Here is a 20,976-nt window from a genome sequence, read left to right on the forward strand (position 1 = left end):
GAGCTTTCCAGACCAATAGAGGCCAATGTAGCAGTTACAGGAAAATTGGTTGAGGCTAAAACCATCCCATTAGAATTGAGGAAATAATGAAAGTCATCTGTTTGGCGAATAAGTTATCAAAGGATCAAAAAAAACAGCTAGGTATTGTTGAAGAAAATGATTTCAAATATCCATTTGAAGAAGGTCAAATCTATACAGTATTGGGAATGACTAACAATTTAATAGAAAATGGCTCTATAACTCTTGAAATGCCTTATTTTTATATATTTCCAACACCTTTATGCTTATTTAATGTAATTGATGATCGTCCATCTAAATATTGGAAAATAAAAAAAATCAGTGAGCATCAGATAGCTTTTCGCCCGGAAGAATTTTACCAAAAATATTTTCATGATCGCCTTAGTGACGGTGATCCTGAATTTATTGATATTTATCAAAAAGTTTTAGAAAAGTTAGAAAAAGAATTTGATTAAAAGTTGGTCACTGTCATCGCCGGTTAAATGCTATCTATAGGGCCCGAACTGCCATGCAAAGCCCTCTATGGTGACTCCAGCAACTGTCGCTGCTCCTCCCACAGTAGCGGTGTATTAGAGGCTAGCATGAATAGGGTGACGGTGGATGGCAAAGTTTCATCAAGGATAGCTTCGACGATATCTGGTGCCAGGGTGGTGAGGTTGACCATCCGGCTAACATAGGCGCTATCCACCCCCACTTGCTTGGCGACCTCAGCTAGGGTGGCTGCTTGCCCTGACTCCAGCAGCGCTAGCCAGCGGTGGCCGCGGGCCAAGGCTAACTGCAGTGGCGTGGGCTTCTCTGGGCACGGTGGCTTTAGCGGGGTGCCGTTGGGCAGCCTCACCACCTTATGCCAGCCGCGGCGCTTGATCTGAATCGGCACCGATAAGGTGACCCGGCCATCACTGGCAGTCAGCACGGCGGTTTTACCACTGCTCTGGATCCTGATCTCATTCATGCGGCGCTTTTCTTGATTGGTGCTAGTGGCGGCTGAAGCTCCCTGGCCAACTGTTGCAGACCGGTAACTCGTAAGCGCACCTCTAAATTATCCGCTGAGACCACCACCTTCTCAATTAACAGCTTAAAAATCCTTGCCTGCTCCGCTGGGAACAGCTCTGCCCACACAGTATCCAACTGAATCATCGCTACTGTGACTTGGGCCTCATCCAGGCTGGGATCGTGTTGCTGGGCCTGTGTTAGTATCGGTTCCAGTAAATCAGGGGAGCGCAGTAGGCTGCGCAGCTGCTCAAACACTGCCGCCTCTAGTTGTGCCGCCGGTAACCTGGGGACGCCTGAGACACCCGCGTACTCCTTGGCATCCCGCTGTGGGATGTAGTAGCGATAGCAGCGACCGCTCTGCTTCTTGACCGTCTGCCAGGGCGATAGCGCCCGGCCATCACTGCCAAACAGCAACCCCTTCAGCAGAAAAGGCACGGTGGCCCGGGTGTGGTTGCTGCGGATTCGGCGGTGAGTCTCCAAGATCGCCTGGACGCTATCCCAGGTGGCTTGATCGATGATCGCCGCCTGCTCACCCGGGTACCACTGCCCTTGATGTGGCAGCTCACCCAGATAGAGTCGGTTATTGAGCAATTTGTAGATCAAACTCTTATCTATCGGTTTGCCCAGGCGAACCTGGCAACGCTGGGTGGTCCAGCTTTTGGAGGTGGCGCCCGCTTGCTGGAGCTCTTTCACTAGCAAAGTACTGGAGCCCAGCGCTATAAAACGGTGAAAAATCTGCTGCACCAGCTGGGCTTCTGCCGGGTTGTGGACTAAGCGGCGATCTTGAACATCGTAGCCCAGCGGTGGTGTGCCGCCCATCCAGATCCCTTTACGTTTGCTGGCGGCAATCTTATCGCGGATGCGCTCGCCGGTCACCTCCCGTTCAAATTGCGCAAAGGAGAGCAAGATATTCAGCATCAACCGCCCCATCGAGGTGGTGGTATTGAACTGCTGGGTCACCGAGACAAAGGAGACCCCTTGGCGATCAAATAGCTCGACCATTTTGGAAAAATCGCTGAGATTGCGGGTCAGGCGGTCAATTTTATAGATAATAATGATATCAATCTGCCCCGCCTCAATGTCTGCCAGCAGTCGCTGCAGGGCTGGACGCTCCATATGGCCGCCGGAGTAAGCGGGATCGTCATAATCATCCGCTACCGGCAGCCAGCCCTCCGTACGTTGACTGGCAATGTAGGCATGACCAGCATCCCGCTGGGCATCGATGGAGTTGTACTCCTGCTCTAGCCCCTCATCGCTGGATTTGCGGGTGTAGACTGCGCAGCGCTGGCGTTGCTGAATCCCCTCACTCATCGACCACCCCGCTGCTTCGTCGCGGTGGAGACTTTAGGGCGCTCCTTTAGGCCAAAAAATAGCGGCCCCGACCAGCGGGTGCCGGTGATTTCTCTGGCTAGCTGCGACAGGTTGCTGTAGGGCCGCCCCTGATAGATAAACTGGCCAGCGGCCTGGACTATCACTTGGTGATCGACCCCTTGATAGTGGCGGCTTAGGAGTGTCCCCGGGAGCAACGCCTGACTGGCTGCGCGATTTGGCGACGGTTGTTGTTCTAGAGCGATCAGCTGCTCAATACGCTGCTGATTACGCGTGACTAGCGGCTGATTAGTTTTGCTGTACTCCAGCAGCTGCAGCTGGTAAGCGATCCGCCGTTCTAGAAAGCGGCGATTATGGGTAGGAGCTTCACTGGTAAAGAGCTGTTGCCATAGCGCTTTGAGTTCTGGCATCCCCAGTTGCGGCAGATTAACAATTTGTGCCATCACTGAGGTGTTGCTAGGGGATCGGGTGCTCCGAGTGGTCATAAGGATTCCCTGATTGAGGGGTGGGCCGGGCCCCTATGAACGCTCGGTTCGCCGCGAAAGCCAAGTAAAACCTGACGCTCTGCGAGTTTATCCGGGGTTATACCGCTGTTTTTAGCTCGCAGACGGCACAGGCCAGTAGCCAGAATGGCGGCGATGGCTAGGCAGCGCTGCTCTGGGGTCATTTGCGCAGGCAGTAATGGGTGGATGGTCTCCATCGGTAGCACTCCAGGGGTTCAATAAACGCTATCATCCCGATCACCACACTGGAATGCTAGGCAGAGATTTCTAGCCGCTGGCGGGGAGTACGGGCTAGCGTTGACAGAATTTGACAGCTGATGGGCTCTGAGCATTCGGTGACAACGGGCTGGTGGCTACGGTTGGCAATCGATGGCTACCCAAAATAGCTTTGGCGGCCAAAAATAAAATTAAATAAAATCGCGTTATCCTCGCAATAGCCCTCAATACTCCACAAATGCCCTGAATCTCTGGCTGGCATTTTTGATCAGTGGCACGGATGATGGTCACTCAAGAACCCTACTCAATTGACCGGGTGAATAAATAATAAAACACATTATCCATCAGAGAACTTTATGAGCATTAGACACTTGAATCAAAATCAATTGGCGACCCGTTGGGATCTAAGTGAAGGATCTTTAGAGCGTTGGCGCAGTAAGGGAATCGGTCCTATTTTTTTAAAACTGCAAGGGCGAGTACTGTATCGTCTGGAGGATATTGAAGAGTTTGAATTAACCAGTTTACGTCGGAGTACTTCTCATAGCAGAAAATAAAGCCTGACTACTATTGAATAAATCCATAAAAAACCACTAAGGCTGTACCTTTTGTCTTAAAAAATGAGTAGTTAAGATTTTAACTCATTGAATTAACCAACTAACTTGAGGCTTAATGATGAACTTTTTTGATTTTAATACTGCGCCCGATCAACACACCGTGGCGTTAATTCCCCATGGGACGATGACTTAAGTCAGTCTACATATTCGACCGGGTGGCTATAACGATCAGGCACAAGGCTGGGAGGGCGGCTGGGCAACTAAAAATGAGAGCAGCGGCGCTATTTACCTAAACTGTGAATTTACTGTACTAGCAGGCCCCTATCAACAGCGCAAAATCTGGTCGCTGATCGGCCTCTACAGCCCCAAAGGCGCAGAGTGGGGCCTCCGGGGTCGCAGTTTTATTAAGGCGATCCTCCACTCCGCAAATGGTATTCAGCCCCTGGACCAGAGCCCGGCAGCCCAACAGGCGCGCTTAATCTATGGTTTTGAGGCGCTTGAGGGCCTGGAGTTTCTGGCAAAAATCGAGGTGGAAAAAGCCAGTGGTAATAATGTTATTAAAACCGCCTTGATGCCGGGCCATCCCGACTATCCAGGGCTGCTGCTAGAGCAGCTGGCCCCCAGGGGTAGTGATGATTCTCATCAGGACCTGCCTACCTTCTGGGGCAGTGATCGATAACTACTACCCCTTCTTAGATAACTTATCCGCTCATTATTGGCGCCATTGGAGGGCGCTGGCAGCTCAACAGACTAATTATTGGAGAATACCTTTCATGACTGACAATAACCCTAACTGGTTTGATTTTAATCATGATCCTGATCAACAACCGGTGAGCGGTTTCCATGATCTGCAGGCACTCCGGAACGGGCTACTGGCACAGCTAGAGCGCCTGCTACAAACGCTGTTTCCCCAAGGGTATAGCCGCCATGGTAAGTTTTTTATCGGTAATTTGGCCGGTGATCGTGGCAAAAGCCTGGTGGTCGAGCTCCAAGGGGACAAACGCGGTTTTTGGAAAGATTTTGCCACCGATGAGGGCGGCGATGTGTTCGCACTGTGTGCTGGCTCACAACAATTCACCTCCACGAATGACTTCCTCCAACTCTTGAAGGAGCTCCAGCAGTGGTTGGGAATGGACTCTACCGCCCCGCTCCCTACGCCACCTCGCCAACCCCAGCCAGGGGTGTATCTTGACGAGCGGGGCGCACCTACTCAGCAGTGGCACTATCTCAGCGACCAAGGCGAGCTGCTGGCCTGCGTTTATCGCTATGATACGCCTCAAGGCAAGCTGTTCTGCCCTTGGGATGTGCGTGCTAGAAAGTATCAAGCCCCCACGCCACGCCCCTTGTATCACCTTCCAGGGGTTAAGCAAGCTACTCAGGTGGTTTTGGTGGAGGGGGAGCAGTGTGCGGCGGCCTTGATAAAAATCGGCATCACCGCCACCACCGCCATGAATGGCGCACAGGCGCCAATAGCAAAAACCGATTGGACGCCATTAGCTGGGAAAGAGGTGCTGATTTGGCCAGACAACGATCCGCCCGGCCAGGCGTACGCTCAGCGGGCTGCTCAGGCTATTCAAGCCGCCAAGGCGGCTTCCGTCGCTATTCTAACACTCCCCCCCAATAAACCCGCCGGTTGGGATGCCGCCGATGCCCTCGCTGAGGGCTTTGATATAGCGACCTTGATGGCGACTGCTAAAAAAACTTCCACCACCTCGTTAACGTCAACTACTGAGCCCTTAGCGGGAGTATCTGGGATGGATTGTCGAACCGAGAATGGCTTAGCCACTCTATTGACTCATCGCTATCATGAGGATTGGCTCTATTGCCAACCCTGGAAAAAATGGCTATTTTGGAATGGCAAGCGCTGGGAAATCGACACCGCTCTGCATATCTTCCATCTGGCTAGAGGCCTATGCTGTGAAGCTGCCTCAAACAGTGACAAAGCAACGCTTAAAAATAGATTATCCAGCTACGCCACTATCGCTGCGGTGGTGAAAATAGCGGCTTCCGATCCACAACATGTTGCCGCGGTTGATGAGTGGGATCTCGATATTTGGGCCCTCAATACCCCGGGCGGGGTCATTAATCTATTGTCTGGTGAGAGTCAGCCCCCTGAGCGCAACCATAGAATCACGAAAATAGCGACCGCCACGCCACAGGGAGAGAGTCCAACCTGGCACTCATTTTTGCACACTATCACCAATAGTAATATAGAGCTCATAGACTATTTGCAACGCCTGGCGGGTTACTGTTTGACAGGCTCCACCCAAGAGCATGCGCTGTTTTTTTTGTATGGAACCGGAGCAAATGGAAAATCTGTCTGGGTGAACGTGCTGACTACCATTTTAGGGGATTATGCCGGCAGTGCCTCCATGGAGACCTTCGTGAGAACTAAATATGAACAACATCCAACCGATTTAGCCGGTTTAAAAGGCGCTAGAGTGGTCTGTTGCGTTGAAACTGAAGAGAGCCACGCCTGGAATGAATCAAGAATTAAGGCCATCACTGGCGGTGATAAAATAGTGGCCAGATTTATGCACCAAGATTTCTTTGACTACATTCCACAATTTAAATTAATGATTACTGGCAACCATAAGCCGGTGATTGCTAATACCGATCATGCCCTGCAGCGCAGATTACAGCTCATCCCCTTCTTGGTCACCATTCCGCCTGAAAAACAGGATAAACAGTTGATTGACAAATTACTCCAGGAACGGGATGGTATTTTAGCGTGGGCGATAGCTGGCTGTAAAGCTTGGCAGCGTGAAGGATTAAATCCACCGAGTTGTGTGACCTCAGCCACGGAGGAGTATTTTGAAATCGAAGATGCCTTCGGACAATGGCTCGAGGAGAATTGTCAGCTCTCTACCGGGCAGTGTGAAAAGGTCTCTGATTTGTTTGCTGATTGGCGGCAATGGGCTGAACGCTCTGGGGAATTGATTGGTTCTGTCAGAAGATTTTCTAAACAGATGATGGCCCGCAAATTTAATAGAACTCGTTTGACCGGTGGGGCGAGAGGCTTTTCTGGGGTTCAATTAAAAAACCCGGTGAGCTTTTTTAAGCCTAGTGACCGTTACTGTGACTCATCGAAAGCTCGATTGGTACGGTCTATCGGCATAGTGACTGTAGTGACACATTTTTACTTATTTTTTTATTAAGTAATTAACAATACGCGCGTGCGGGCGCACCGGTAATAAAAAAATATAACGTTGTGTCATTCTGTCACTTTGTCACCCCCTAGTGACATTTTTATCTTGATTTAAGAGTAGCAGGCTGGAAACGAGCCGGTTATTGCATCCCCGCCCAAGAGGATTGAGGGGTAGCCCGCTCAGGGCAACAATCCTCTCGTGTCCAGGGTAAAAGCACTAAAAGTTGATATAATCGATTTTAAGGCATTTTTTATAATTTAAGCACAAACCCTATTAACATAGGTAATATATCGCCTTAAAATGGCTTACAGGAGCTTTTAGCGCTATTTGGAGATCATGGGGCAGCCCATCTGCTCCGCCAACCTGTTGAATAGAGGACCTCGACGGTTGGATCTGTTTTGAGCTTTTTAAGCCCAGTGACCATTCGCGTGACTCATCAAGTGCTCGATGAGTACAGTCTATCGGCATAGTGACTGTAGTGACACATTTTTACTTATTTTTTTATTAAGTAATTAACAATACGCGAGCGTATGCGCACGGGTAATAAAAAAATATAACCTTGTGTCATTCTGTCACTTTGTCACCACCTAGTGACATTCTTATCTTGATTTAAGTCTAGCAGGCTGGAGACGAGCCTGCTATTGCATCCCCGCCCAAGAGGATTGAGGGGTAGCACGTTTAGGGTGACAACCCTCTCGTGGCCAGGGGGAACCACTAAAAGTCGCTGTAATCTACTTTAAAGAGATTTTATACTTGAACACCTACCACCCCATTACTATTGGTGTTATCTCTCGTTAAAATAGCCTACAGAAGCTTTTAACACCATTTATAGATTATGGAGGAGCCACTATGCCGCCATGGACCATTGAGCAGATAGCCATACGATTCGAACAGGCCGCCCAAGTAGCACGCTGTTTACCCACCCCACGCGCCAAAGGATTCACCGGCTGTTGGGAGTTGATTTTACAGCAAAAAAGCTTACCAGAGGGGAGCGAAGACTCCAATCACTATCACCAGCCGCCCCCGGAGGCGGTGGAGCTGATGCTAGAGAGCTGCCGCTGGGTGGTGGGGTTGGCGACCGAGCAACGTAAACTGATCTGGCTGCGAGCTAAGGGCTACTCCTGGCGCCACATCGCAGAGCGGGTGGGGTGTCACCGCGTGACCGCTAAACAGCGTTGGCAGCACGTCCTGAACTGTGTAGTGCAACAGCTCAACAACAGTGCCCCCCCCCCGAACAACCAGTAATAGAAATTACCTGAAATTCAGGGTGATAACCCGCTAAATCAGCATACTGTGCCCATCTGAGGAAGCCTGCAAAAACCGCCCCACTAACCAATTTGCCAAAATAAGTGTATGATTTACGGTAAGCTTGGAACGAGCTGTCCCCTTCACCTTTTTTCCAGAGTAGGTCGCCGGTACAGATTGAATAACGCCCCATTAGAGCGTTAATTCTCTATGCCGACAGCAGGGCCTGAACTGTGTAGCGCAACAGCTGAACAACATGGACTCCCCCCCCCCTGAGCAACCAGTAATAGAAATTACTAGAAATTCAGGGTGATAACCCGCTAAATCAGCCAGCTGTGGCCATCTGAGGAAGCCTGCAAAAACCGCCCCACTAACCAATTTGCCAAAATAAGGGTATGATTTACAGTAAGCTTGGAACGAGCTCTCCCCTTCCCCTTTTTTCCAGAGTAAACCGCCGGTGCAGATTGAATACCGCTGCATTGCAGCGTTAATTCCCGATGGCTATCTTCACTAACAACCAGTAATAGAAATTACTAGAAATTCAGGATGATAACCTGCTTAATCAGCCAGCTGTGGAGATCTGGGGAAGCTTGCAAAAACTGCCCCACTAACCAATTTGCCAAAATAAGGGTATGATTTACAGTAAGCTTGGAACAAGCTCTCCCCTTTCCCCTTTTTTCCAGAGTAGACCGCCGGTGCAGATTGAATACCGCCCCATTGCAGCGTTGATTCCCTATGCCGGCAATAGCCGCCAGCACTCTGAGGCTCAGGTGGCGCAAATCGCCGCCTCTATTCAAGCCTTTGGGTGGACCACCCCTATCTTGGTGGATGGGGCGAACGGCATTATTGCCGGCCACGGCAGGCTGTTGGCGGCCCAGCAGCTGGCATGGCAGCAGGTGCCAGTGATCGAACTGAAACAGCTCACCGAACTACAGCAGCAGGCCTATCGGTTAGCCGATAATCAGCTGGCTGCCAATGCCGAGTGGGATGAAGCACTGCTCAAAGTCGCTTTGCAGACCCTGCAAGCCGCTGATTTCGATCTGTCGTTAACCGGTTTTTCCACGGAGGAACTTTCAGCACTATTGACTGAACTGAGTCAGGAGGAGTCACCGACTGCTGCTGATGAGCTGCTGCCAGATCCCCTACCCTCGCCAGTCAGTCAGCTGGGCGATTGCTGGCTATTGGGAGCCCACCGGCTGCTCTGTGGCGACGCCACCGATCCCGCGGTATTAGCGCAGCTGATGGACGGTGAACAGGCTGCTATGGCCTTTACCGATCCCCCCTACAACGTCAATTATCAAGGCCGCACACAGCGCCAAGGGCGCCACTCCCCCCGGCCGATTATCAACGACAACCTGGGGGAAGCTTTTACCAAGTTCCTCACCATCAGCTGCCGCCAGCTGCTGCAGTACACCGAGGGCGCTGTCTATATCTGTATGGGCGCCAAGCAGCTCGACCAACTGCAACAGGCCTTTCAGCAAGCTGGCGGCCAATGGTCCACCTTTATCATCTGGGTGAAAAACCGCTTTACCCTCGGACGAGCCGATTATCAGCGCCAATATGAGGTGGCCCTCTATGGCTGGCGGGCCGGCGCCAAACACTTCTGGTGTGGCGATCGTGATCAAGGCGATGTCTGGTTCTTCGATAAGCCGCTGAAAAACGATCTCCACCCCACCATGAAACCAGTGCCCCTGGTGGAGCGGGCCCTGAACAACAGCAGCCGCCCCCATGATCTGGTGCTCGATCTATTTGCTGGTTCCGGTACCACGCTGATAGCGGCCGAGAAGACTCAACGACGTGCCCGGTTAGTGGAGCTCGATCCCCACTATGTCGATGTCATCATACAGCGCTGGCAGACGTTGACGGGCCAGACCGCTCGACGCCAAGCCGATCACCGCTGCTTTGATGAGCTCGCGGCTGCCAGTTAGCCACCACCGCGGGGGGCCCCTGGACCTAGAGAGCCATTTGGTGCCATTAACCCGCGTGATTTGACTAGAGACCGATCGGCCTAAAGGTTCGCTTCCTCAAACAATTGAGAGGTATCCATGGCCATAGCCACGGTCGAGTCACTGGCTAAGCTGCTGGATATCACCCCACGCCGCATCCAACAGCTGGTGGCCGCCAAAGTGCTCCCAAAACCGGTAAGCCGCGGGCAGTATGAGATTGTGCCCTCTGTGATCGCCTATATCCGCCATCTCCGTGCGATCGCTCACGGCGATAGTGGCGATCTGCTGGTTGAAAAAACCCGCCTGGCCCGCGCCCAAGCGGCAAAAACTGAGCTGGAGACCGCCCGCTTACAAAGTACCCTGGTCCCCGCCGTTGAGGTGGCCCGCTGTTGGGGGGCGATGGTCACCGCCGCCCGCGCTAAATTATTAGCCTTGCCAGCCCGGACCGCCCCCTTACTCCAGCCCCTCAGCACCGAGGGGGCCATTGAGCAGCTGCTCACCGATCGGCTGATGGAGGCGTTAGCAGAACTTGCACAGATCCCTTTCGTTGACTCTTCAGGGCTTGATCACCCAAGTCCAACAGCTGTGGCGCCCGCCACCAACGATGACCGTGAGCCAATGGAGTGAGGCTAATCTCTACCTGTCACCAGAAGATAGCGCAGAACCTGGAAAGTACCTAGGACACCGCGCCCCCTATCAGCGCGGCATCATGGAGGCTTTCACCGAGCCGGGCGTCGAAGAGGTGGTCATCATGTCTTCAGCCCAGGTAGGCAAGACCCTGATTTTAAAAGCGCTGATCGGCTATTACATCGATCTCGATGCCTCGCCTATCTTGATGGTACAACCGACCATTGAGATGGGGGAGAGCTTCTCTAAAGAGCGCTTAGCGCCGATGATCCGCGATACCCCCGCCTTGGCGGCTAAAGTGCGTGACGCCAAGAGTCGCGACTCCGGCAACACCATCTTAAAAAAGTATTTTCCCGGTGGTCATTTAACCATCGCCGGCGCCAACAGTGCCGCCAGCCTCTCCAGCCGCCCCATTCGGGTGCTGCTCTGTGATGAGGTCGACCGCTACCCCGCCTCGGCCGGCACCGAGGGCGATCCCGTCACCCTGGCGCGCAAACGGACCACCACCTTTCGGTCACGCAAAAAAATTGTCCTGGTCTCCACCCCCACTATCCAGGGACATAGTCGGATTGAACGGGCTTGGCTGCAATCCGATCAACGCCACTTCTGGGTCCCCTGCCCGCACTGTGACCATCGTCACATTCTGGAGTGGCAGCAGATCTTCATCCCAGAAGAGGAGCCCTCGAAAACCTGTTTACTCTGTCCCGCCTGCGGGGCTTTGATCCAGGAGGCGGATCGCCCCGCGATGTTGGCAGCGGGTGAATGGAGAGCGCAAGTAGTTAACAGCCCGATCCCCGGCTTTCATCTGAATGAACTCTACTCCCCTTGGCGCAAACTCTCAGAGATCGCCAGTGACTTTTTAAAAGCCCAAGGCAATCCCGAGGAGTTGCGCAGCTGGTGGAATACCACCCTAGGCTTGCCCTTTGAGTCCTTAGGCGATCGGGCCGATCCCCAGCAGCTCTCACTGCAGCGGGAACACTATGCCCCCGATAGCCTGCCCAACGGAATTTTAACAATAACGGTTGGGGTCGATACCCAAAAAGATCGCCTGGAGTTGGAAATTGTCGGTTGGGGGGTTGGCGAGGAGTCCTGGGGGATTGAGGCGATTTCCCTGCAGGGGAGCCCGGTGGAGCCTGAGAGCTGGCAACAGCTTGATCAGCTGTTAATCAACGGGCGCTTTCTCACGGAGGATGGCCGCGTATTACGGATAGCCGCGGTCTGCATTGACTCTGGAGGGCATCATGTGCAGCAGGTGTATGAGTTTGCCACCCCCCGTTTTGCCCGCAATCTCTGGGCGATTAAAGGCCAATATGGCCCCAGGCCCGTCTGGCCGAAGCGCCATACCCGCTCGGGTAAATATCGCGGCCACACCCTGCGGTTAATTGGGGTCGATACCGCGAAAGATACCATTTATGCCTACTGGCAGGTTGCCCTTGGCAAGCCTGGCTACTGTCACTTTGCCCTCTCCTACGACGATGAGTGGTTTAAACAGGCCACCATCGAAAAACGGGTGACCAAGCTCGACCACCGTGGTCAGGAGATCCGCCGCTGGGAAAAGCCACCCGGGGCGCGGAATGAAGCCCTGGACTGTCGGGTCTACGCCTATGCAGCGCTACAGGGACTGAAGATAGAGCGTCGCTTGCTATTAACACATAGTCACCGCCTGGCCTTACAGCATGAAGAGCAGGCCCGGCCTGCAACCCTCAGTCACTCCGTACCCCAAATAGCGGTAGCAGCCACAGCCCCAACCGCGCCACTGCCTGCACGGGTTGCCCGGTCGCGACGCTGCTCGTTATCTCACTATTTACGGCCTCGACGTTAAGGAGCTTATGGCTTTTGCACAAGAAGATATTGAGCGACTAGAACAGGCCATCGCTAAGGGTGAGCGGATCGTGCGGTTTGCCGATCGCTCCATTGAGTATCGCTCGATTAAGGAGCTGATTGAGGCCCGTGATCGCATGCTGACTGAGCGGAGTACCCAACTGCCACCCCAGCGCTCACGACTCACGCGGCTCTACCATGCAGGCAAGGGGTTGTAAGCCAATGGCCCTAAACTATCCCTGGCTGCAACGGCGGGGCTTTGTCATCCCCGAGCGACTGCTCAAGGCGAGTTATGAAGCTGCCGGATCGGGTAGGCGCACCCACACCTGGAACGCGCCCAGCAGTGGTCCTAGTGCGATAGCCCTGGGCGGTCTGCAAGCGCTACGGGATCGGGCACGGGCGATGACCCGGAATGATCCCTATGCCTTTTCGGCGATCGATCATTTAGTGTCGAGCACCATTGGAACCGGCATCACACCAAAACCCCAACACCCAGACGATCAGATCCGTCGGCAGTTACAGGAGCTGTGGGACGATTGGACCGAAGAGGTCGATGGGGATGGCCGTACCGATTGGTATGGACTGCAAGCCATCGTCTGCCGAACACTCTATGAGGCTGGGGAGTGCTTTGTCAGGCTACAGCCGCAGCGATTAAATGCTGATTGGGCGGTGCCTCTGCAGTTACAGCTGCTTGAGCCGGAATTTGTGCCCCATGAGAAGCATGAACTGTTAGCCAATGGGCACGCCATCCGGGCCGGGATCGAATTTAACCGGCAGGGTCAACGAGTGGCCTACTGGGTCTATCCCCGGCATCCTGGGGAGCGTTTAGAGCCCCAGTTTGGTGCCAATCAGCTCATTCGGGTGCCCGCGGACCAGCTCCTGCATATTTTTGAACCGCTGCGGCCCGGGCAGCTGCGGGGGGTCCCGCTGTTGGCTCCGGTATTAACGCGGTTGAAGTCACTGGATAACTTTGATGATGCCGTGCTGTTTCGCCAGGAGGTCTCCAATCTGTTTGCCGGCTTTATTCGCAAGCCGGTGCCCGATGAGCCCTTAACCGATCCGCTGACCGGCGCTCCCCTGCGGCCCGATAGCGACGGCTTTACCCCGATGGTGGGCTTGGAGCCCGGTACCCTGCAAGAGCTGTTGCCCGGCGAAGATATCCACTTCTCCACCCCACCGGATGCCGGCAACACCTACCCCGATTTTATGCGCCAACAGCTGTTAGCCACCGCTGCCGGTGCTGGGTTGCCCTATGAATTATTGACCGGCGATCTCCGCGGGATCAGTGATCGGATCATTCGCGTGGTCCTGAACGAATTTAGACGGCGTATCGAACAGCGACAATTTGGCATTTTTGTCTATCAACTCTGCCGGCCAGTGCGCAACGCCTGGCTCGATCTGGCGGTATTGGCGGGGGCGATTCAGCTGCCCGATTATCCGCAGCAGCGCCGCCACTATCGGCGTACCCGTTGGGTACCTCAGGGCTGGCCCTACTTGCATCCCGTCCAGGATGTCCAGGCCCGCCGAATGGAGGTACGCGCCGGCTTTACCTCCCGCTCAGAGGTCGCTTTACGCCAAGGCTATGATGCTGAGTTAATCGATGCCGAAAATGCGGCAGACAATGCCCGGGTAGATGCCTGGGGACTGCAATACGATTCCGATCCTCGGCTCGCGGTGGCTGAGAGTGATCCCAAGGCATCAATTTAAGGAACAACCTGAATGACGACTCCCAGTAGGGCAACCTCACGGTGCTGGTATCACATCCACGCCCAGGCGACCCCTCACCAACCCAAAGCCATCGAAGTATTGATCTACGACGAAATCGGTCTCTGGGGTATTAGCGCCAGCCAGTTTTTGCAAGATCTTGCAGCGATGGATGATGGCAGCAGCCCCATCACCGTGGCGATTAACAGTCCCGGGGGCAATGTCTTTGATGGCTTTGCCATTTACAACGCCCTCTTGCGCTTAGGCGACCGCTGTACCGTCCGCATCGATGGCTTAGCCGCCTCGATTGCCAGTGTCATCGCCTGTGGCGGCCATAGAGTCGTCATGGCAGCCAATGCCTTGCTGATGATCCACAACCCCTGGTCACTCGCCTATGGCACTGCAGAGGAGCTCAGGAAGACCGCCGATCTGATCGATAAAACCCGCGAGGGGATTTTAGCCGCCTATCAGCGCCGGGCCCCCAGTCTAGAGGCCGATAAGTTGGCGCTGCTATTGGATGAAGAGAGCTGGTTTACCGCCACTGAGGCAGTTGCCTTAGGGTTTGCTGATGAGATCACGCCTGAAAATAAGATAACCGCCACCATCAGCTCCAGCGGCTTAATACACCAGTTTAAGCGCGCGCCAGCGGCCCTGTTAGCACCAACTGCCTTGGTAGATAAGCCCTCCTCAGCTCCTGCTCCAGCCGCAGAGCCCCCGCTTCATAATATTGTTAGGCTCGTCAGTGCCTACTGTCAGGCGGGATTAACAGCCCCCAGTGAGTTCCTACTGCGGCGCCTCGATCTGGCGGATGAGATCCAAGTAGCCGCTGAGCTGGAGCGTATTAGCGCCATTGACTCTCTGTGTAAAACCGCCAACCAACCACAGTGGACCGTTCATTGCCTGCAATCAGCGATGACCCTTGACAGCGTCCGTGCTCAACTGCTTAACCAGCTGGTAGCAGCCACGATACCGATTAACCCGCAAGCGATCACAACAGAACCCCTAGTCACGCCGTTGCCGCCGAGCACGGAGATCTATGCGCGCCGCCACCGCCTGGCGACCACCACCCTACAAGCCTTAAGAGGAGTCTTATGAACATCAAAACAGAGCCGGTACACCCCGCTGAATTTATTATTTCAGAGAGCCCAGGACGCCTGTCACGGGAAGCCATCACGCTCACTGCTGGCGATCCCTTACCCGCCGGACAACTGCTGATCTTGGACGACGCCACCAGCACTTATCGCGTGTATACCCCGGAGAGCCCCGCTAATAGAGGCACCCGGGTAAAACCCAGTAGCCGTGAGGCAGAAGCAGAACCTTCAACCCCTGAGCCGCCGCCCACGCTGGCGCTGTTAGTCAACCCGGTGCCGGCCGATACCCTTCCCAGAAATGGGGGCGCTTGTGTCCGCTTAGCTGAAGTCAGCCGCGCGTTATTAACCGGGCTGGATGAAGTCGCCCGGCACTCCCTCGCTGCCCGCTTTTTAATCGTGCGTTAACACCATAGGTCCAGCCGATGCCCGTCAGTTTTGAAGCCTTTAATGATCACGCCTTTAGCGTTACCTCGCTGACCGCCGCTATTAATCAGCCCCCAGAGGGGCAAGCAGTCCCCACGCTACTCGATAGCCTATTTGAAGAGGAGGGGATCACCACCACCTCGGTGCTGATTGAGCGCGAAGGCAACGAACTGGCATTAGTCCCCGCCAGTGAACGCGGCGCCCCCACGGATGTCACATTGGCCAGTAAAAGAGATTTGATCCCCTTCGCCACCTTGCATCTGGCCACGGTGGCTGCCATTAAAGCCGATGAGTTCCAAAATATCCGCGCCTTTGGCACGGAGAATACCGCACAAACCCTACAAAGCCTGGTGGCTAAGCGGCTGCAGAAGATGCGCCAACGGCTCGAGGCCACCCTGCGCTATCAGCGGGTGGGTGCCATCACCGGCGAGATTTTTGATGCCGATGGTAGCCGTAAGCTGCTCGATCTCTACCAAAGTTTTAATATCAAACAGAACAGCGTCACGATGGGCTTCAGTGATGCCAGCAGCGAGGTGCAAAAAAAGGTACTGGAGGCCAAACGTAAAAGTGAAGATGCCCTGGGCGATGCTGGAGTCATCACCGGCTGGTTGGCCATTTGTGGGCGGGGCTTCTATGACGCCTTGATCAGCCACCCTTCGGTCCAACAGGCCTTTGCCCGCTGGAATGATGGCCAATTTTTACGCGACGATTTGCGAAAAGGCTTCACCTTTTGTGAGGTGATGTGGAAGGAGTTTTATGGCCGCGTGGGTAAACTCTCCTTTATCAACGATCAGGAGGGTTATTTGATCCCCGTCGGCATCAGTGACTTTCTCATTACCCGCTATGCCCCGGCCGATTATGTGGAGACGGTGAATACCATTGGCCTGCCCTTCTACGCCAAGCAGGAGCGGCTGCGGCTGGACAAAGGCATTGAGCTTGAGGCGCAGTCTAATCCGCTCAATCTCTGCACCAAGCCCCGAGCCATCATTAAACTCACCGCCAAATGATCACCGGACAACCTTTTCGTGATCTGGTCACTGCCCAGGATGCGCGACTCTTTGAGTTACTCTCCGATACCGTAGAGATTGCTGGGAATCCCTGCCAAGGGATGTTTTCCGCCCCCTGGCTAGCCCCGCAATTAGGCCAATTAACTACCGGCCTCCTTGAGCCACACCTGGTGATTAGAGAGGAGGATGCCCGCACCATCAGCACCGGCACGCTGGTGAGCTTTAGCGCCCTCGATTACACAGTGGTCGGGATTGAGCCCGACAGCACTGGACTGACGGTCCTGTTATTAAGGCCGCTTGATTGACCACGTTAACCGTCACCCTGGATGTGGAAGCAGTGATGCGAAAACTGCGCCCCTTGGGGGCCCAAGCCTGCCAAACAGCCTGGCGCCGTACGCTGAAAAAAAGTAGTCGCTGGATCGCCACGCAAACGGCCAAAGCGATCAGCCAACAGACCAAAATCCCACAGAAGCTGATTAAAAAACGGCTCTATTTTTTCCCAAAATCAGCGAGCAGTGGCAAAGTGTGGTTGGGGTTAAACCCCCTCCCAGCGCATCACTTGGGACAACCTAAACAGACTCGCACCGGGGTTAGCGTCGGCCGTTACCACTTTGCCGGGGCCTGGCTGATGCGCTACCGGGCGCCCAATGGTCCGGTGTTTCGGCGACTGACTCCGAAATCAGCCCGCTATGGCAACGTTACAGTGGCCTGGTCTAGTGCCGGAGAAGCGGCCTTTACCGCGGCCGCCCGCCAGCTCCGCCCGCGCCTGTTGACCGTTTTGGCTCAAGAGGTGAACTATGCGATCCACCAAGCATTGGCTAAAACATGAATCACCCCACGACGCTGATCTCCTTGGCCAGTTTGCACCAAGCCATTGTTCATGGCCTACAGTGCAAGTTAACAGCCCCCGTGTGGATTGCCGCCTATCCAGTGATTCAACGCACGCTAGCCTTGCCAGCCGTGCTGATCGAACTGACTGAACTAGAGCCTGGCGACGATCCGGGTACCGGTGAAACGGCGCTAGTCGCCCACCTACAGGCGAGAGTGATGGTCGATCCTAATCGGCCGCAGGCAGCGCTCTCCGTGCGCGAGCTCGCAGCTCAAGTAGTCGTCGCCCTAACCCATGAGCAGTGGGGTTTGCCGATCACCCCAGCCAAGCTGAGCCGGATGGGTGAGGCGCTGATTAAGCCTGATTTAGAAGGCTATCTGGCCTGGAGTGTGGAGTGGTCGCATGAACTGCATCTAGGGACGGTAGTCTGGCCCTACAGGGATGAGAGTGAATTGACCCTAGCAGTGGGGTTTACTCCGGATGCCGGGCCTCCTGTTGATCACCAGCTGATTAAGGAGCGGGCATGCTAGCAGGATTTGTGGTGGCTGAGCTGGATCGACGGCTAGCAGCGATGATTCAACCAGGCACTATCGCGGCTATCGACTATACCACCGCTCGCGCTCGGGTACGAGTCGGTGACTGGATCTCAGCTTGGCTGCCTTGGCAGAGCCGTGCCGGTCAAGTCACCAGCTGGTGCCCGCCAACAGTCGGTGAGCAGTGTCTGCTGCTCTCTGCCTCTGGCATGCCTGAGCTCGGCTTTATTTTGACCGGATTCTACACCGAGACCTATCAGCCAGCCGATCAGCAGCCGCAAACGATAGCGCTCCGTCTGCCCGATGGTGCCCAACTGCTGTATGACTGGCAAACCAGCACTTTGGAAGTGGCGGGGATCCAAACCATCAAGATCAGCAATGCACAGATGATCACAGTGGAAAGTAGTGACACTGTCACAATTAAAGTCCCGCAACTGCTCCTTCAAGGGGAACTGCGGGTAGAGGGCTCAATCCAGGCGACTGGGGATATCCAAGCGGATGGCATTAGCCTGCAGCAGCATCGCCATCAAGCCCAGGGCAGTAACGCCGAGACCAGTCCACCACAGTGAAAACCAGATATTTTAATAGTGATATCGGCATTGGACGATAGTAGTGGTTTTATCGGAAAATTTGTAAACCAGTCGATGTTCACGATCAATTCGACGTGACCAGTAACCAGCCCACTGGTGCTTCAACGGTTCGGGATCGCCTATCCCTTGGAAAGGCTGCCTTTGGATCGCCGTTATCAGCATGTTGATTCTTTTGAGCAGTTGTTTATCCTGTCGTTGCCAATAGAGATAATCCTCCCACGCGGCAGCTGTCCAGGCGACGATCACGCTTCGATTAACCCCTGCTGAACAGCATTTCCAGCCTCTGCTTCAGCAATAGATTGACTCAATCTTACCGCATTTTTAGGACTGGCCATTAAATAGGCTGTTTCCTCATAAGATCTAAAATCTTCGAGAGACATCACAACTGCTGGCTTACCAGTTTGTCGCGTGATCAGTACGGGTAAATGGTCATCGTTCACTTTATCTAAGGTGCTTGCCATATGACTACGAAAAAAAGAGTAACTCAAACTCTGCATCAGGGTGATCTCTTGTTTACTATCGGTACTTATTATTGTACCTATATTTTTTGATTGTACCAATGGAATTAACTGGCATGCATCGCAGTAGTGGTGCCCCGCTGTCTGGGATCGCCCATCTGCAGCAATCCATTAAAGATATTTTGACCACCCCGCTCGGCAGCCGCCGCATGCGACCAGAGTATGGCTCAGAGCTACCACGCTATGTCGATTTACCAATTAACCGCGGCTGGATCTCCGCGGTGCAGGCAGAAGCTGCCCGGGCCATCAGCCGCTGGGAGCCGCGGCTCAAACTCACGGCAGTCCAGGTGGAAGCCATTGTTGAGGGCTCCATTCATTTTAATATCCGGGGCCACTATGCGGCGGCGCCAATCGTTTTAGTGATGGCCTGGTGATCGATCTGGCACAACTGCCACCCCCTGAGGTGGTGGAGTCTCTAGACTTTGAGACCCTTTATCAGCAGCTGTTAGCGCTGTTTCGTACTCTGATGGGCGAGCGCTGGGAGGCCCCACTGGAATCCGATCCCGTGATCAAACTACTAGAGCTGGCCGCCTACCGGGAACTCCAGCTGCGAGCCCGCATTAATGATGCCGCCTGCTCCGTGTTATTGGCTTTTGCCGTCGGTGCCGATTTAGAGCAGTTAGCGGCTAACGTCAATGTCTCCAGGCTACTCGTGACTCCAGGCGATCCTCAGGCTAACCCGCCCGTGGCGCCCTGCTATGAGAGCGATAGCAGCCTGCGCGCTCGGGTACCGCAGGCGTTTGAAGGGCTATCGGTGGCTGGCTCCCGCGCCGCCTATCGCTATCGGGCCTTGTCAGCCGATGGCCGGGTGATTGATGCCAGTGTCGAGAGTCCTCAACCCGCCACCGTGGTTGTCACCCTGCTCTCCAGTGAGACTAGTGGCGCCGCTTCCACAGAGTTACTGACCACGGTTGAGCAGGCGCTCTCCGGTGAGGCGGTTCGACCAGTGGCCGATCGGCTAACCGTCCAAGCTGCCGAGATCGTCCCCTATCGCATCAACGCCGGATTATGGCTCTATCCAGGACCAGCCATCGAGCCCATTATGGCCGCCTCCCGGCAACAGGTGATCCAGTATACCCAGCAGCTGCAGCGCTTGGGGCGGGATATTCGCTGCTCAGCGCTGTTTGCCGCCCTGCATGTAGAGGGGGTACAGCGGATCGAGCTGATAGCGCCCACGGACGATCTAATTTTAAGTAGTCAACAAGCCGCTTATTGTGAACAGATTGACCTCAGCTACCAAGGTGCTGATGAGTAGCCAGCTGCTGCCACCTAATGCCACGCGCTTGGAGCGCGCACTAGCCGATACCCTCAATCAGCCCTGTCCGCTGCCGATTACCCAGCTCTGGAGCCCGGAACACTGCCCCTTAGCGCTGCTGCCCTATCTCGCCTGGGCCCGTTCGGTAGATCGTTGGGATCCCAACTGGCCAGAAGCTACCAAACGCTTGATGGTCAGCAACGCCTTCTATATCCATCAGCACAAGGGCACCCTCAGCGCCTTAAAACGGGTGATCGCCCCCTTTGCCGGGGATTTTAAAATTACTGAGTGGTGGCAAACCACGCCACCAGGAGCGCCCGGGACCTTTACTATTGTATTGTCTGTCATAGAGACCGGGATCTCTGAGGAGACCTATCTCGAGCTGCAACGGCTACTCGATGATGCCAAACCCGCCAGCCGCCCCTATGCGCTCACCATCGCTGTTAAATCGTTAGGTCATTGCTCCGTGCAACTGGGTTGTTTTGACGGCGATCTGCTGGTGATCCAAGCATTGCTAGGCCCCATCGACGATCCAGCCCTACCCGCTCTCTATTGTGCGACAGTAGGCTGTTTTGACGGTGATCTGCTGGTGATTCACCCCCTAGACTCACTTCATGGAGAATAG

At 54.4% G+C, this 20,976-nt stretch carries 26 protein-coding genes; 20 read left to right on the forward strand and 6 right to left on the reverse strand.

Translation table 11 applies throughout. The features are described from left to right. Window positions 1–86: 86 nt before the first annotated feature. A complete protein-coding gene (locus NL324_RS07020) occupies window positions 87–473 on the forward strand; it encodes a hypothetical protein (protein WP_253306892.1) in 387 nt (128 codons plus the stop codon). Window positions 474–538: 65 nt separating this feature from the next. Here NL324_RS07020 and NL324_RS07025 read toward each other — a convergent pair whose 3' ends face one another. The 4 genes from NL324_RS07025 to NL324_RS07040 are packed head-to-tail and all read right to left on the reverse strand — an operon-like array spanning window position 539 to window position 3,040. Continuing rightward, entirely contained in the window at window positions 539–970 is a 432-nt protein-coding gene (locus NL324_RS07025; RefSeq protein WP_253306893.1) for a hypothetical protein, read from the reverse strand. Further along, window positions 967–2,322 carry a recombinase family protein gene (locus NL324_RS07030; RefSeq protein ID WP_253306894.1) on the reverse strand — a complete coding sequence of 452 codons (1,356 nt, stop codon included), beginning with the start codon at window positions 2,320–2,322 and terminating at the stop codon, window positions 967–969. The genes NL324_RS07025 and NL324_RS07030 overlap by 4 nt, the downstream gene beginning before the upstream one ends. Further along, complete coding sequence (locus tag NL324_RS07035; protein WP_253306895.1) at window positions 2,319–2,825, reverse strand: DUF2924 domain-containing protein; 507 nt, start codon at window positions 2,823–2,825, stop codon at window positions 2,319–2,321. Before NL324_RS07035 ends, NL324_RS07030 begins: the two co-directional genes overlap by 4 nt. Next, the gene (locus NL324_RS07040) at window positions 2,822–3,040 is read right to left on the reverse strand and encodes a hypothetical protein (protein ID WP_253306896.1); all 219 of its coding nucleotides are present in this window, start codon (window positions 3,038–3,040) and stop codon (window positions 2,822–2,824) included. The genes NL324_RS07035 and NL324_RS07040 overlap by 4 nt, the downstream gene beginning before the upstream one ends. Before the next feature lie 375 nt (window positions 3,041–3,415). Here NL324_RS07040 and NL324_RS07045 point away from each other — a divergent pair, with 375 nt between their 5' ends. The 16 genes from NL324_RS07045 to NL324_RS07120 all read left to right on the forward strand — a co-directional run bounded on the left by NL324_RS07045 (window position 3,416) and on the right by NL324_RS07120 (window position 18,557). After that, window positions 3,416–3,613 carry a DNA-binding protein gene (locus tag NL324_RS07045; protein ID WP_253306887.1) on the forward strand — a complete coding sequence of 66 codons (198 nt, stop codon included), beginning with the start codon at window positions 3,416–3,418 and terminating at the stop codon, window positions 3,611–3,613. A gap of 529 nt (window positions 3,614–4,142) precedes the next feature. Then, window positions 4,143–4,292, forward strand: coding sequence for a hypothetical protein (locus NL324_RS07050; RefSeq protein ID WP_253306897.1), 150 nt, complete (start codon window positions 4,143–4,145; stop codon window positions 4,290–4,292). Between the two features lie 94 nt (window positions 4,293–4,386). Further along, window positions 4,387–6,771, forward strand: a complete 2,385-nt coding sequence (locus NL324_RS07055; protein ID WP_253306898.1) for a phage/plasmid primase, P4 family — start codon at window positions 4,387–4,389, stop codon at window positions 6,769–6,771. Window positions 6,772–7,611: 840 nt separating this feature from the next. After that, window positions 7,612–8,007 (forward strand): DUF6362 family protein, encoded by a 396-nt coding sequence (locus NL324_RS07060; RefSeq protein ID WP_253306899.1) that lies wholly within the window; start codon window positions 7,612–7,614, stop codon window positions 8,005–8,007. A 695-nt stretch (window positions 8,008–8,702) separates the two neighbouring features. Further along, the gene (locus NL324_RS07065; protein ID WP_253306900.1) at window positions 8,703–9,935 is read left to right on the forward strand and encodes a site-specific DNA-methyltransferase; all 1,233 of its coding nucleotides are present in this window, start codon (window positions 8,703–8,705) and stop codon (window positions 9,933–9,935) included. 117 nt (window positions 9,936–10,052) lie between these two features. After that, complete coding sequence (locus NL324_RS07070) at window positions 10,053–10,580, forward strand: hypothetical protein (protein WP_253306901.1); 528 nt, start codon at window positions 10,053–10,055, stop codon at window positions 10,578–10,580. Next, window positions 10,483–12,402 carry a phage terminase large subunit family protein gene (locus NL324_RS07075; protein WP_253306902.1) on the forward strand — a complete coding sequence of 640 codons (1,920 nt, stop codon included), beginning with the start codon at window positions 10,483–10,485 and terminating at the stop codon, window positions 12,400–12,402. The genes NL324_RS07070 and NL324_RS07075 overlap by 98 nt, the downstream gene beginning before the upstream one ends. 7 nt (window positions 12,403–12,409) lie before the next feature. Continuing rightward, window positions 12,410–12,619 carry a phage head-tail joining protein gene (locus NL324_RS07080; RefSeq protein ID WP_253306903.1) on the forward strand — a complete coding sequence of 70 codons (210 nt, stop codon included), beginning with the start codon at window positions 12,410–12,412 and terminating at the stop codon, window positions 12,617–12,619. 4 nt (window positions 12,620–12,623) lie between these two features. Next, a complete protein-coding gene (locus tag NL324_RS07085; RefSeq protein WP_253306904.1) occupies window positions 12,624–14,108 on the forward strand; it encodes a phage portal protein in 1,485 nt (494 codons plus the stop codon). A 12-nt stretch (window positions 14,109–14,120) separates the two neighbouring features. Continuing rightward, the gene (locus tag NL324_RS07090) at window positions 14,121–15,200 is read left to right on the forward strand and encodes a head maturation protease, ClpP-related (RefSeq protein WP_253306905.1); all 1,080 of its coding nucleotides are present in this window, start codon (window positions 14,121–14,123) and stop codon (window positions 15,198–15,200) included. Then, window positions 15,197–15,601 carry a head decoration protein gene (locus NL324_RS07095; RefSeq protein ID WP_253306675.1) on the forward strand — a complete coding sequence of 135 codons (405 nt, stop codon included), beginning with the start codon at window positions 15,197–15,199 and terminating at the stop codon, window positions 15,599–15,601. Before NL324_RS07090 ends, NL324_RS07095 begins: the two co-directional genes overlap by 4 nt. A 17-nt stretch (window positions 15,602–15,618) precedes the next feature. After that, complete coding sequence (locus NL324_RS07100) at window positions 15,619–16,626, forward strand: major capsid protein (protein ID WP_253306674.1); 1,008 nt, start codon at window positions 15,619–15,621, stop codon at window positions 16,624–16,626. Beyond that, entirely contained in the window at window positions 16,623–16,931 is a 309-nt protein-coding gene (locus NL324_RS07105; RefSeq protein ID WP_253306673.1) for a head-tail joining protein, read from the forward strand. The genes NL324_RS07100 and NL324_RS07105 overlap by 4 nt, the downstream gene beginning before the upstream one ends. Continuing rightward, window positions 16,928–17,455, forward strand: a complete 528-nt coding sequence (locus tag NL324_RS07110) for a phage tail protein (RefSeq protein WP_253306672.1) — start codon at window positions 16,928–16,930, stop codon at window positions 17,453–17,455. The genes NL324_RS07105 and NL324_RS07110 overlap by 4 nt, the downstream gene beginning before the upstream one ends. Beyond that, window positions 17,452–17,985 carry a hypothetical protein gene (locus tag NL324_RS07115; protein WP_253306671.1) on the forward strand — a complete coding sequence of 178 codons (534 nt, stop codon included), beginning with the start codon at window positions 17,452–17,454 and terminating at the stop codon, window positions 17,983–17,985. The genes NL324_RS07110 and NL324_RS07115 overlap by 4 nt, the downstream gene beginning before the upstream one ends. After that, a complete protein-coding gene (locus tag NL324_RS07120) occupies window positions 17,979–18,557 on the forward strand; it encodes a phage baseplate assembly protein V (RefSeq protein WP_253306670.1) in 579 nt (192 codons plus the stop codon). Before NL324_RS07115 ends, NL324_RS07120 begins: the two co-directional genes overlap by 7 nt. A gap of 12 nt (window positions 18,558–18,569) precedes the next feature. Here NL324_RS07120 and NL324_RS07125 read toward each other — a convergent pair whose 3' ends face one another. After that, a complete protein-coding gene (locus NL324_RS07125) occupies window positions 18,570–18,824 on the reverse strand; it encodes a Txe/YoeB family addiction module toxin (protein ID WP_253306669.1) in 255 nt (84 codons plus the stop codon). Then, window positions 18,821–19,075, reverse strand: a complete 255-nt coding sequence (locus NL324_RS07130) for a type II toxin-antitoxin system Phd/YefM family antitoxin (protein WP_253306668.1) — start codon at window positions 19,073–19,075, stop codon at window positions 18,821–18,823. Before NL324_RS07130 ends, NL324_RS07125 begins: the two co-directional genes overlap by 4 nt. A 77-nt stretch (window positions 19,076–19,152) precedes the next feature. Here NL324_RS07130 and NL324_RS07135 point away from each other — a divergent pair, with 77 nt between their 5' ends. Genes NL324_RS07135 through NL324_RS07145 form a run of 3 tightly spaced genes read left to right on the forward strand, consistent with a single transcriptional unit; the run spans window position 19,153 to window position 20,976 of the window. Then, window positions 19,153–19,470, forward strand: coding sequence for a GPW/gp25 family protein (locus NL324_RS07135; protein WP_253306667.1), 318 nt, complete (start codon window positions 19,153–19,155; stop codon window positions 19,468–19,470). Then, window positions 19,464–20,351 carry a baseplate assembly protein gene (locus NL324_RS07140; RefSeq protein ID WP_253307137.1) on the forward strand — a complete coding sequence of 296 codons (888 nt, stop codon included), beginning with the start codon at window positions 19,464–19,466 and terminating at the stop codon, window positions 20,349–20,351. Before NL324_RS07135 ends, NL324_RS07140 begins: the two co-directional genes overlap by 7 nt. Next, window positions 20,344–20,976: a phage tail protein I gene (locus tag NL324_RS07145; RefSeq protein ID WP_253306666.1), complete on the forward strand. Its 633-nt coding sequence runs from the start codon at window positions 20,344–20,346 to the stop codon at window positions 20,974–20,976. Before NL324_RS07140 ends, NL324_RS07145 begins: the two co-directional genes overlap by 8 nt.

Origin of the sequence: unidentified bacterial endosymbiont (assembly GCF_918320885.1) — a bacterium.
GTDB lineage: Bacteria > Pseudomonadota > Gammaproteobacteria > Enterobacterales.